Origin of the sequence: Micromonospora sp. NPDC047465, assembly GCF_040643125.1 — a bacterium.
Lineage (GTDB): Bacteria > Actinomycetota > Actinomycetes > Mycobacteriales > Micromonosporaceae > Micromonospora.
The window spans coordinates 24,361-35,460 of the sequence record NZ_JBEYTP010000056.1; the positions used below are offsets into that span (position 1 = coordinate 24,361).

Annotated in this window: 10 protein-coding genes; 5 read left to right on the forward strand and 5 right to left on the reverse strand. The window is 74.9% G+C overall.

Going from position 1 to position 11,100, the window contains the following annotated elements:
• Window positions 1-80 precede the first annotated feature (80 nt).
• Window positions 81-1,493 (reverse strand): hypothetical protein, encoded by a 1,413-nt coding sequence (locus ABZ793_RS31095; protein ID WP_357463773.1) that lies wholly within the window; start codon window positions 1,491-1,493, stop codon window positions 81-83.
• Window positions 1,494-1,692: 199 nt separating this feature from the next.
• Between ABZ793_RS31095 and ABZ793_RS31100 the strand changes: the two genes are divergently transcribed.
• Window positions 1,693-1,923: a CDGSH iron-sulfur domain-containing protein gene (locus tag ABZ793_RS31100; RefSeq protein ID WP_350705715.1), complete on the forward strand. Its 231-nt coding sequence runs from the start codon at window positions 1,693-1,695 to the stop codon at window positions 1,921-1,923.
• A gap of 42 nt (window positions 1,924-1,965) precedes the next feature.
• Here ABZ793_RS31100 and ABZ793_RS31105 read toward each other — a convergent pair whose 3' ends face one another.
• Genes ABZ793_RS31105 through ABZ793_RS31115 form a run of 3 tightly spaced genes read right to left on the reverse strand, consistent with a single transcriptional unit; the run spans window position 1,966 to window position 6,042 of the window.
• Window positions 1,966-3,111, reverse strand: coding sequence for an iron-containing redox enzyme family protein (locus ABZ793_RS31105; protein WP_357463748.1), 1,146 nt, complete (start codon window positions 3,109-3,111; stop codon window positions 1,966-1,968).
• 50 nt (window positions 3,112-3,161) lie between these two features.
• Window positions 3,162-4,925 (reverse strand): thiamine pyrophosphate-binding protein, encoded by a 1,764-nt coding sequence (locus tag ABZ793_RS31110; RefSeq protein WP_357463751.1) that lies wholly within the window; start codon window positions 4,923-4,925, stop codon window positions 3,162-3,164.
• Complete coding sequence (locus ABZ793_RS31115; RefSeq protein ID WP_357463755.1) at window positions 4,918-6,042, reverse strand: Vms1/Ankzf1 family peptidyl-tRNA hydrolase; 1,125 nt, start codon at window positions 6,040-6,042, stop codon at window positions 4,918-4,920. Before ABZ793_RS31115 ends, ABZ793_RS31110 begins: the two co-directional genes overlap by 8 nt.
• Window positions 6,043-6,184: 142 nt before the next feature.
• Here ABZ793_RS31115 and ABZ793_RS31120 point away from each other — a divergent pair, with 142 nt between their 5' ends.
• Both ABZ793_RS31120 and ABZ793_RS31125 read left to right on the forward strand, forming a co-directional pair.
• Window positions 6,185-6,733: a hypothetical protein gene (locus tag ABZ793_RS31120; RefSeq protein ID WP_357463776.1), complete on the forward strand. Its 549-nt coding sequence runs from the start codon at window positions 6,185-6,187 to the stop codon at window positions 6,731-6,733.
• A gap of 110 nt (window positions 6,734-6,843) precedes the next feature.
• Window positions 6,844-7,704, forward strand: coding sequence for an alpha/beta hydrolase (locus tag ABZ793_RS31125; protein WP_357463758.1), 861 nt, complete (start codon window positions 6,844-6,846; stop codon window positions 7,702-7,704).
• A gap of 18 nt (window positions 7,705-7,722) precedes the next feature.
• On the opposite strand, the gene ABZ793_RS31130 is transcribed toward ABZ793_RS31125, so the two are convergent.
• Entirely contained in the window at window positions 7,723-8,061 is a 339-nt protein-coding gene (locus ABZ793_RS31130) for a DUF3817 domain-containing protein (RefSeq protein ID WP_357463761.1), read from the reverse strand.
• Window positions 8,062-8,245: 184 nt separating this feature from the next.
• Here ABZ793_RS31130 and ABZ793_RS31135 point away from each other — a divergent pair, with 184 nt between their 5' ends.
• Together ABZ793_RS31135 and ABZ793_RS31140 are read left to right on the forward strand one after the other, a co-directional pair.
• Window positions 8,246-9,724, forward strand: a complete 1,479-nt coding sequence (locus ABZ793_RS31135; RefSeq protein WP_357463764.1) for a glutamate--cysteine ligase — start codon at window positions 8,246-8,248, stop codon at window positions 9,722-9,724.
• 271 nt (window positions 9,725-9,995) lie between these two features.
• The gene (locus ABZ793_RS31140) at window positions 9,996-10,994 is read left to right on the forward strand and encodes a hypothetical protein (protein ID WP_357463767.1); all 999 of its coding nucleotides are present in this window, start codon (window positions 9,996-9,998) and stop codon (window positions 10,992-10,994) included.
• Window positions 10,995-11,100: the final 106 nt, after the last annotated feature.

Below are 11,100 nucleotides of genomic sequence, written 5' to 3' on the forward strand. Positions count from 1 at the left end.
TCGCAGCCAGCGGTGTTCCCGCTCCGTAGGTACTCAATCACGGGACCCCGGTTTCGCGAGGATGTTTCGACAGGGCTGGTTCAACAGATCAGCAATCCCTGGTGGGCGCCGGTGTCGCGCAGTGCCGCGAGTGCCTCGGCGACGGTCATCGGCGGCGGCGTCGGCAGGTCGTACGGCTGGGCCCGCAGCACCTCGGTGGCCCGGCGGGTGGGCACGGAGGTGACCGGGTAGCCCCGCGCCGAGGTGCGGTCCAGCGCCCGCCGACGGCGGCCGAAACCGGCGACGGCCAGCCATTGCGGCAACCCGGCGAGCGCCGGCGACCGCAGGCCGGGCGGCTCGGGCAGGACGTCCACCGAGCTGAACGGCTCGCTGCCGGCGAGCCACCACTCCACCCCCTCCACGCTGCGCCGGGTGGCGTTCTCGCACCAGTACGGCACCATGCCGGCCCGCACCACCTGCCACGGGTCGAGCAGCCTGCCGCACTCCACCACCAGCCGGTTGCCGGTCTTGCCGGCCGCGCGCAGCCAGCGCCGGTACAGGTCGGCGGTCGCGGCGCTCAGCGCGCCCGGCCACGGGACGAGCACGCGGTGCAGCGGATGCCGGTGCCGGGCGGTCCACTCGCGGGCACCGTCCTCGAAACCGGACTCCACGCCGTGTTCGGCCGGGGCGGGTGGCGCGCAGACCTCCGGCGGCTGCCAGTGCGCGCCGTCCCCGCCGGCGGAGCGGAGCACCTGGCGCAGGGCGTGGCTGTCCGGGTGGAAGTCCACCGGGTCCAGGCCGCTGCCCGGGCAGCCGACCTGGAAGCTGTGGCCGGGCGCGGAGTCGAACACCGGCCAGGTGCGGACGTCGCGCAGCAGCAGCACCGGTGCGCCCGGCTCCAGCAGGTCGGCCAGGAACCGCGCGTACGCGGCCGGCAGGGACCGCCACCGGGCCGCGAGCGACACCGTGGCGCCGGCCAGCGCGCCCCGGCTGGCGGGGCAGTGCACCTGACGTACGTGCAGGTCGGGGTTGCCGGCGAGCAGGCGGGCCGTCAGCGCCGCTCCGTGGTCGAGGGCGGCCTGCGGCCTGTCCACGGCGCCCTGGGCCCAGTGCACGCTCATCTCGAACCCGGCGGGCAGCCAGGGCACGCCGAGCGCCATCGCCAGGTGCGCGGCGGCCCCGTGCGGGGAGCCGAGCAGGGCGCCCGGGTAGCGGCGGCGGGGGTACTGGTCGGCGAACCAGCGGGCGATCCGCTCGGCGTCGACCTCGGCCGTCTGGCCGGGGGTGAGCGCCACCCGACCGGCGGCCCGGACCACCGCCGCCCGCCGGACCGGCTCGGGCGCGCCGGTGAACCGCGACAGTGGGCCGGGGTGTCCGGGGTGTCCCAGGTCGGCGCAGTCGGTGCCGCGCAGCGCCCGCGCGGTGGCGGCCACCAGGACGCGGGCGGCGCTGCCGGCGGCCACCACCCGGTCGCCCGCCAGTCCGGCACCGTCGGCCGTGAGCCCCTTGCGCACCTTGTGCACCGGCCCCACCTTGCCTCGTTCGCTCACCACGCGGCCCGGCTTCCCGTCCCGATGGGGTTCAAACGGGGCATCCCCCACCGGGCGGGAGTAATCAGAAGATCCGGGCGGTTGCCGCCGTCCCCGCCGCCAGCCCCGCATCCGAGCCGTGACCAGGGGTTTCGGCGCCGGGACGGCGGGCACATGAGCGCCCATGCGCGCAGACGACGACACGCCCGCCGCGGCGGCCACCATCACCCCCTACCAGGACGGCCCGCTGCTGGTCCGGGGCGACTTCGCCCTGCTCACCCCGGACGGCGAGACCATCGACGCGCGGCGGGGCACGGTGGCGCTGTGCCGGTGCGGCAAGTCCGCGCTCAAGCCCTTCTGCGACGGCACGCACAAGGCGATCGGCTTCCGCGCCGGCACCGACCGGCAGACCTGACCCCGCCCCACCCCCGCGATCCCGCATCGGCGTCCCGACGGATCAGGATGGACAACCCGTGACGGGGGCCGAGAGTGCGAGATCGACGAGCGGTGGATCGGAGAGGCGCGGAGGGTGGGCCGCGCCGGCCCGGGGGGACTCCCGCAGCGTGACCCGGGGCGGGCCGGTGGTCGGGCGCAGCGAGGTGCGGCCGGCGGCCCAGGCGTCGAGCAGGTGCGCGGCGAAGAGCCGGTCCACCGCCAGCGCGGCGGCGGCACCGAGGAGCACGTCGGGGGCGAGCCCCGGCTCCACCCGGACCAGGCCGCCGCACAGGTCGTGCGCGGCGATCTGCTCGTGCACCGCGTCGGCCTCCACGTGCTCGTCGTAGAAGCGGGTGGCCGCCTCGTCCAGGCCGAGCCGGCGCAGCCCGTTGCCGTACCGGCGGTTCGGCAGCGACGAGGTCATCTCGTACGCGGCGAGGTGCCCCAGCAGCGCCCCGCGCAGCCGCCGGTGCAGCCCGAACAGCGACATCAGGTTGTTGGTGGCCAGGGTGACCGCCGGCACCGCGTCCAGGTGGGCGGCGTATCCGGTGTCCAGCCCCAGGCGGTCCAGGGTCACCCGGAACAGCTCGGCGTGCATCCGGTCCAGCCGCCCGTTGCCGTACTCGTCCGTCTGGATCTCCACCAGGGCGGCCTTCGCCGGACCGCCGAGGCGCGGCAGGGCCCAGCTGTGCGGGTCCGCCTCCCGCAGGTGGTAGATCGAGCGGTGGGTGACGAACTCCCGGAACTGCGCCAGCGACGCCCGGCGCTGGAGGTGCCCGGCGAGCGACGGCCCGGCGTCCGCGGCGACCACGTCCGCGAGGGCCGCCGGCACGCCGCCGGGCGGCACCGCCGGCAGCGGCCCCACGAGCGCCCGCACCGCCGCCTCGAAGACCCGTTCGGCGTACGCGCGCAGCGCGAGCAGGGACGGCTGCCACTCCCAGTCCTCGTCGACGCCCCGCCAGCCCCGGTAGTGCAGCTCGTAGCAGCAGAAGAGGGTGAGCTGGAGGTCCTCGTCGGTGAGCGGGTCGACCGGGTCGAGCCGAGCGCCGAGCCCGGCCGGCAGGTCGTGCGGCTCCTGCCGCAGCGCGTCCAGCACCGCCGCCGAGACCGGTCCGCGGGGCTCCGGCAGGCGCGCGGGACCGTACCGGCGATCGGTGGGCTCGGACAAGGCGACCTCCCGCGTCTGACTGCCGGTCCTCATGCCCGCCCGCCGGGCGGCTAAACGAGGTCCTCGGTCTCCACGGTCACCCCGGCGGTGAGCATCCGGTCGCGGACCCGCCGGGCGGCGTCGCCCTCGGCGAAGACGCCGCGCAGGTCCGCGAACGCCGGCTCGGGAGGCGCCAGTCGTACGGCCGGGTCGACCACCGCCTCCACCACGCACGGGCGGTCGGCGGCGAGCGCCTCGTCCCAGGCCGCCCCCACCAGTTCCGGCCGGTCGACCCGAACCCCGTGCAGCCCGAGCAGGCGGGCCCAGCCGGCGTACGGGACGTCGGGGCGGCGGCGCGCGGGGTCGGTGGACGGCGGACGGCCCCCGCCCATGCCGGACTGGTCCCGGTTGTTGAGCACCAGCACCACCAGGCGGGGATCGCGCCACTCCTGCCAGTGGTGCGCCACGGTGACCAACTCGGCCAGCCCGTTGAGCTGCATGGCGCCGTCGCCGAGCAGGGCGATCACCGGCTGGTCCGGGGCGGCGAGCTTGGCGGCCACGGCGTACGGCAGGGCGCAGCCCATCGAGCCGAGTGTGCCGCAGAGCTGCGCGTTCACTCCCGGGGGCAGTTCCAGGTGCCGGGCGTACCAGTAGATGACCGAGCCGACGTCCACCGCGACCGCCCCGCGCCGCGGCACCCGGGTGGCGAGTTCCTGCACCACGAGCTGCGGGTTCACCGGCTCGGCGGGGGCGGCGGCCCGGTCGGCGCGCTCGGCCCGCCAGCGGTCGACCGAGCCCTCCACGGTCTCCCGCCAGCGGGCGTTGGGCCGCTCCGGCACCCTGGCCAGCAACGCCCGCAGCGTCTCCGCGGCGTCCCCCACCAGCGGCACGTCCACGGGGTAGCGGGTGCCGATCCGGCGCCCGTCGATGTCGATCTGCACGGTGCGGGCCTGCCCCGGCATCGGGAAGTAGTCCGTCCACGGGTCGTTCGTGCCGACCAGCAGCAGGGTGTCGCAGCCGCCCATCAGCTCGGCGGCGGCCGGGGTGCCGACCTCGCCGAGCACGCCCGCGTGGAAGGGCAGCCGCTCGTCGAGCACCGGCTTGCCGAGCAGCGAGGCCGCCACCCCGGCGCCGAGCCGGTCGGCGAGGGCGACGATGTCCTCCGCCGCGCCCCGGGCGCCCTGCCCGACCAGGATGGCGGTGCGGCGGCCGTTGGCGAGCAGTTGGGCGGCCGCCTCCAGGTCGACGTCGTGCGGCAGCACCCGGGCCAGCGGCTCCCCGGGCGTCGCCGCGAGCACGCCCGCCGCCTGGGGTTGCAGGTCGGGCACCGCGATCTCCTGCAACTGGCGCGGCAGCACCACGCAGACCGGGCTGCGGGTGGCCGCGGCGGTGCGGAACGCCTGGTCGAGCAGGGCCGGCACCCCGGCGGGGGTGCGGCCGTACCGGACGAACTGGTTGCACACGTCGCCGAACAGCCGGCTCAGCCCGATCTCCTGGTGGGCGCCGCCGAGCGGGCCGGAGACGTCCTCGCCGACGATGGCCACCACCGGCTTGCTGTCCAGCTTGGCGTCGTAGAGCCCGTTGAGCAGTTGGACGGCGCTCGGCCCCTGCGTGGCCAGGCAGACCCCGATCCCGCCGGTGAACTTGGCGTGCCCGGTGGCCATGTAGGAGGCGGTCTCCTCGTGCCGGGCGGGGACGAACGCCGGGTCCCCGCCCGAGGCGTCGAGCGCCTCGACGACGGGGGCGATGGCCTCCCCGGGGTAGCCGAAGGCCCGTGGCACCCGCCAGGCGCGGAGCCGCTCGACCACCAGGTCGGCCACCGTCCGCTCAGGCATTGCCACGCCCCGGCGTGGCGGCGTCGACGTACCGCAGCACCGCCCCGACGCCGTCGGCCAGCTCCGGCGCCTCGTCCGGGCCGAGCACGGTCAGCTCGGCCTCGGTGCCGACCAGGGCGCGCACGAGCGCGGCGTCGGCACGGACCTTCTCCGGGTCGCGGACCGACATGTCGGCGAGTTGCCGCGGGTCGGTGGCGATCGCTGTCGGATCCGGCCCGATCCACAGCTCCCCGGTCGCCGACGGGTCGTCGACGATGAGCATGGTGTCGACCTGGTTGCGTTGCAGCGCGGAGACCACCGCCTCCAGCCCGGCGCCGACGTCCTCCTGCATGCCGAACCGGTCCAGCGCGGCGGTGATCCGCTGGTCGGCCACCTCGGCGATGGTCTGCACGGTGAGGTCGTCCAGGAGCGTCTGGTCGGCGCCGCCGGCCCGGGAGCCGGCGTCGGTGCGGACCACGACGTCCTGCCAGCGTTGCGGCATCTGGGCGGCGATCACGCCGGTGGCCCGCACGTCGCCGGCGACCACCACCACGTCCGCGCCGACCTTCTCGGCCAGCTCCACCGTCGCCGCGGTGACGTCGCCGGCGTTGTGGTGCCAGGCCTCCATGGCGGCGCGCTGGTACCGCGACTGGGACCAGCCGCCGGGCTTCACCCGGCGCAACTGGAAGTCCTCCCGGCCGGTCACGTGGGCGCGGCGCGGCACGCCGCCGGCGCTGATCGCCATGGCGTCGGCCCCGGTCCGGTCGGCCAGCACCCGCACCCACGCCACCTGCTCGCCGCGCTGCGCCAGCAGCGGCATCACGTGCGGCAGGGAGGTGAACGCGGCGAGGTCCCGCAGCGGCGGGGCGGAGAGGTACTCCGACAGCACCACCCGGCCCCGGGTGCCGAAGACCGCCAGGCCGTAGTCCCCCGGCATCGGGTCGTGCCCGCGGACGACCCGTTCGACCGCGTCGATCGTGTCCACGTCGGCGCGCTGTTCCTGGAGTTGGTTGCGCAGGGCCCGCCACCGCAGATCGAGCGCCGGGTGGGCGTCCTGGGTGTTGGCGGAGGCGTCCAGGTACACCGAGACCCACGGCCCCGGCCGGTCGTAGAGCGGGCGCAGGAAGGACAGCTGCATGCTCGACCCCTTTCCAGCTCGGCCCCCCGCTTACCCGCGCCGGTCCGGTTGTCACCTGGCCGCCGTGAGCGCGTGACCAGGATTCATTCACGTCGTTCAGGCCGGATGGCCGATACCATCGGTGAACGCAACCGGACTCTGGGTGGTGACCATGGACAGCGACCTCCATATCCGGCGGATCGTCCACCCCACCGACCGGATCGTCACCGGCCGAATCGTCCGCCTGCTCGACGGCTACCCGCGCGAGGTGCGGGTCGGCCAGCCGGTGCTGGTCGCGGTGCTCGCGGCGGCCGGGGTGGCCGGGCTGCTGGCGGCGGTGGTCCGGTCCCTGTTCTCCGCCGGCTCCGGCGCGGCCCGGCGGCGGTTCAAGGACCTGAAGAAGGGCCCGGAATACCTGGTCACCCCGGTGCGGCTGCGCGACTCCGCCGGGCAGCTCTGCGAGGTCGAACTGCACGGGCACCTGCCGCAGAGCGCCCTGCACCCCGCCGACCACGTGCAGCTCACGCTGCGCCGGCAGGGCGACCCCGACCTGCCGCCGAAGATCGAGCGGATCGTCAACCTGACGACCGGGCAGCTGCTCACCCCGCGCACCGCCACGCTGTGGTCGCACCTCGGGCCGCCGCTGCTGCTCCAGGCGGCACTGGGCGGGCTACTGGTCGCCGCCCTGCTCGCCTGGGCCGCGCTCACCTGAGTCGCGCGCCCGGCGCTGACCCGACATCTCGCACCCGGCACCGGCCTGGCTCGCGCGCCCGGCGCTGATCCGACGTTTCGCGCCCCGCGCGCCCGGGCACCGCAGGCGCCATGTTCGCCGGATTCACGCTCGACGAGATCGACCTCGGGCCGGTACGCCTGCGCGTACGCCACGGCGGGTCCGGGTCGCCGGTGGTGCTGCTGCACGGCCATCCCCGCACCCACGCCACCTGGCACCGGGTGGCGCCGCTGCTCGTCGAGCGGCACACGGTCATCTGCCCGGACCTGCGCGGCTACGGTGGCTCGTCGACGCCGCCGAGCACCCCCGACCACACGCCGTACTCGAAGCGGGCCATGGCGGGCGACGTCGTGGCGCTGCTCGACGCCCTCGGCCACGACCGCGCGGCCGTGGTGGGGCACGACCGGGGCTGCTACGTGGCGATGCGCACCGCGCTGGACCACCCCGACCGGGTCAGCCGCCTCGGGGTGCTCGACGGGGTGCCGATCGGGGCGGCCCTGGCCCGCGCCGACGCCCGGTTCGCCGCCCGGTGGTGGCACTGGTTCTTCCTGGGCCAGCTCGACAAGCCCGCCGAGCAGGTGATCAACGCCGACCCGGACGCCTGGTACGGCGGCTCCCCCGCCGAGATGGGCGAGGAGGCGTACGCCGACTACCGCCGGGCCATCCACGACCCGGCGACCGTGCACGCCATGTGCGAGGACTACCGGGCGGGCCTCGGCCCGGACCGGGCGGCCGACGACGCCGACCGCGCCGCCGGCCGGCGGATCACCTGCCCGGTGCTCTTCCTGTGGTCCACGCGGGACGACATGGTGGACCTCTACGGCGACCCCGCCGCGATCTGGCGGGAGTGGGCCGACGACGTGCGGGCCGCACCGGTCGAGTCGGGCCACCACATGGCCGAGGAGGCACCGGGACAGCTCGCCGCCGAGCTGTCCGCCTTCCTCGCCGGGTAGCCGCCCGGGTCGGGCGGGTCAGCCGACCGGGGCGGCCTCGCGGGCGGGCTCGCGGGCGGTGTCGAGCATGCCGCGCCGCCGCGCCCAACGCTCGAAGGCGAGCGTGGCGAAGGGCGGCACGGCACAGGCCAGGGCCACCCCGGTCGCCAGCAGGCTCCACCGGCGCAGGCGGGCCACCGCGAGCACCAGCACGCCGTACGCGATGAACAGGCCGCCGTGGATCGGCCCGAAGATCTGCACGCCCAACTCGTTGGCGGGCGGGCCGTACTTCACCGCCATGCCGGCCAGCAGGGCGGCCCAGGAGATCGCCTCGGCGATCGCCGCCACCACGAACAACCGGGTCACCTTCTCGCGCATCAGCATCTCCACCTCTCGCCGCCGGCCATGCTATCGGTGACCCCGGTCGCGCCCGGGCGCGACCGGCACGCGGGCGACGGGGATCACCGGGAGCCCCGCTGGGTAGAGAAGAGGTCCTCAGGTCTTCCCCGGCCCCGACGTGGCGTGCGAGGTTTAGGGGACCAGCGGTGACAGGGTGGTGACCATGGGCGAGGAAGTAGGCGTGCGGACCTTCAGTCGCGAGGATCGGGCCCGCTACCGGGAGAAGGTGCGCCGCTGCCTCGACGTGTTCGCCGAGATGCTGCGCGAGTCGCGGTTCGACGTCGACCGGCCGATGACCGGGTTGGAGATCGAACTCAACCTGGTCGACGGGGACTCGATGCCCGCCATGCGCAACGCCGACGTGCTGGCCGCCGTCGCCGACCAGAGCTTCCAGACCGAGCTGGGCCAGTTCAACGTGGAGATCAACGTGGCGCCCCGCCGGCTGACCGGCACCGGCACCGCCGAGTTCGAGGAGCACGTGCGGGCCAGCCTGAACGCCGCCGAGCAGAAGGCCCGCGCCATCGGCGCCCACATGGTCATGATCGGCATCCTGCCGACGCTGCGCCCCGAGCACCTGACCGCGGCGACGCTGTCGGCCAACCCCCGCTACGAATTGCTCAACGAGCAGATCTTCGCGGCCCGGGGCGAGGACCTGCGGATCGCGATCAACGGGGTGGAGCGGCTCGCCGTCACCGCCGACACGATCACACCGGAGGCGGCCTGCACCAGCACCCAGTTCCACCTCCAGGTCAGCCCCGCCCAGTTCGCCGACTACTGGAACGCCGCCCAGGCGATCGCCGGCATCCAGGTGGCGCTCGGCGCCAACGCGCCGCTGTTCTTCGGCCGCGAGCTGTGGCGGGAGACCCGCATCCCGCTGTTCCAGCAGGCCACGGACACCCGCGCCGAAGAGATCAAGGCGCAGGGCGTACGCCCCCGGGTCTGGTTCGGGGAACGCTGGATCACCACCGTGTTCGACCTGTTCGAGGAGAACGTCCGCTACTTCCCGGCGCTGCTGCCGGTCTGCGACCCGGAGGACCCGGCCGAGGCCCTCGCCGCCGGCGGCGTGCCCAAGCTCGCCGAGCTGCGCCTGCACAACGGCACCGTCTACCGGTGGAACCGGCCCGTCTACGACGTGCTCAAGGGTCGCCCGCACCTGCGGGTGGAGAACCGGGTGCTGCCGGCCGGGCCGACCGTGCTCGACACCATCGCCAACGGCGCCTTCTACTTCGGCCTGGTCCGGGCGCTCGCCGAGGCCGACCGGCCACTGTGGTCGCAGATGTCCTTCAGCGCCGCCGAGGAGAACTTCACCAGCTGCGCCCGCCACGGCATCGACGCCCAGGTCTTCTGGCCCGGCCTGGGCTACCTCCCGGTCACCGAGCTGGTGCTGCGGCGGCTGCTGCCGCTGGCCCACCACGGACTGGACCGGTGGGGCCTGGACCCGGGCGAGCGCGACCGGCTGCTCGGCATCATCGAGCAGCGCTGCCTGACGGGGCGCAACGGCGCGAGTTGGCAGGTGGAGACCCTGCACCGGCTGGAGTCCACCGACCACCTCGACCGGCCGGAGGCGCTGCGCGAGGTGGTGCGGCACTACGTGACGCTGATGCACAGCAACCGGCCGGTCCACGAGTGGCCGCTGCCCTGACCAGGGCGGGCAGGGCGACCGGCGGGATCGGCGCGGGCACTTTGGGGCACCGGTCGATCACCCGGCGCGATTGCGCAGGGCGGAAGAACCCCCGCGACCGGAAGCGCCCCATGATGAGACGCGGACATCGATCCCGCACGATTCGTTGCTGGTAGGAGGGGTCGGGCGGGTGCGTCCAGGCCGACCGGTGCCCCCGTTCGCCGGTCGCGGGCGCCGTCGCCACCGTCGGCGGTCGCGCCCGGGTTCCACCCCCCACCCCTGAGGAGCGCACGTGACGCAGACCCAGCGGTCCCCCCAGCAACCCGACGTACCCGTCCGGATCCGGCCCGACACCGCGCAGACCGGCACGTCCGCGTTCGTCACCGGGCACTTCCCCCGGCGACGCGGGCTGATCATCCTGCTCAGCGTCCTCGGCGGCTTCCTGCTGACCGTGATCTGGTCGGCGGAGTTCGTCGACCGGACCATCGGCGACAACGTCGCCAACACCCTGCTCGGCCACGACGCCAAGGAGACCCCCATCCAGGGCGTCGCGGCCGGCGTGCTGTTCGCCTTCGTCTCCGGGATCGCCGGCACGTTCACCGCCTGCAACATCGCCGCGTTCGGCGCCCTCGCCCCGCTGACCGGCACCACCGGCAGCAGGCTCAGCAGGTTCGTGCAACCGCTGAAGCCACTGGGCTGGATGTCGGTCGGCATGATCGCGGTGTCGGCCACGTACGGCGCGATCGTGGGCTTCGTCGGAACGTCGATGCCGCAGTTCTCCACCGCCAGCAACAGCCCCGGCAGCCTGTCGCCGCGGAGCATCCAGTCGATGGTGGTCTTCGGCCTGATCGGGCTCATCATGATCTACCTCGGCCTGGCCGCACTCGGCGTGGTGCCGGATCCGTTCGCCCGGATCGCCCAGCGGCATCCCAACGTGCCGATGGTCTTCATGGGCGTGCTGATCGCCGGCTTCCTCATCGGCCGGCCGTTCGCGCTGTTCCGGCAGATGTTCCGCGACGCCGCCGAGAGCGGCAGCCCGCTCTACGGGGCCGCGGCGTTTACCCTCCAGTCGATCGGCAACATCGTCATCATGGCGGTGCTGTTCCTGCTGCTGGCCTGGCTCGCCGGTTCCCGCCTGCAACGGTGGTTCAGCGCCCGGCCGACCCGACTGGCGACCCTGACCGCGGTCGCGTTCATCGTGGCCGGCGCCTTCACGTTCCTCTACTGGGACGTGCGGATCCTCGCCCGCCGCGAGATCATCCCCTGGTATCCGACGGCCCCCTGGTCCTGACCGACCCGGGCCGGGGGGGGGGGGGGGGGCCCCCCCGGGCCCCCCCCCCCCCCCGGGGCCGGCGCGCCCCCCCCCCCCCCCCGGGCCCCCCCCCCCCACACCCCCG

Excerpts from the sequence above, each read along its gene's own strand:
- ABZ793_RS31100 (WP_350705715.1), top strand. The coding sequence starts at position 1,693 with ATGCGCGCAGACGACGACACGCCCGCCGCGGCGGCCACCATCACCCCC.
- ABZ793_RS31110 (WP_357463751.1), bottom strand. The coding sequence starts at position 4,925 with ATGCCTGAGCGGACGGTGGCCGACCTGGTGGTCGAGCGGCTCCGCGCC.
- ABZ793_RS31115 (WP_357463755.1), bottom strand. The coding sequence starts at position 6,042 with ATGCAGCTGTCCTTCCTGCGCCCGCTCTACGACCGGCCGGGGCCGTGG.
- ABZ793_RS31125 (WP_357463758.1), top strand. The coding sequence starts at position 6,844 with ATGTTCGCCGGATTCACGCTCGACGAGATCGACCTCGGGCCGGTACGC.
- ABZ793_RS31130 (WP_357463761.1), bottom strand. The coding sequence starts at position 8,061 with ATGCGCGAGAAGGTGACCCGGTTGTTCGTGGTGGCGGCGATCGCCGAG.
- ABZ793_RS31135 (WP_357463764.1), top strand. The coding sequence starts at position 8,246 with ATGGGCGAGGAAGTAGGCGTGCGGACCTTCAGTCGCGAGGATCGGGCC.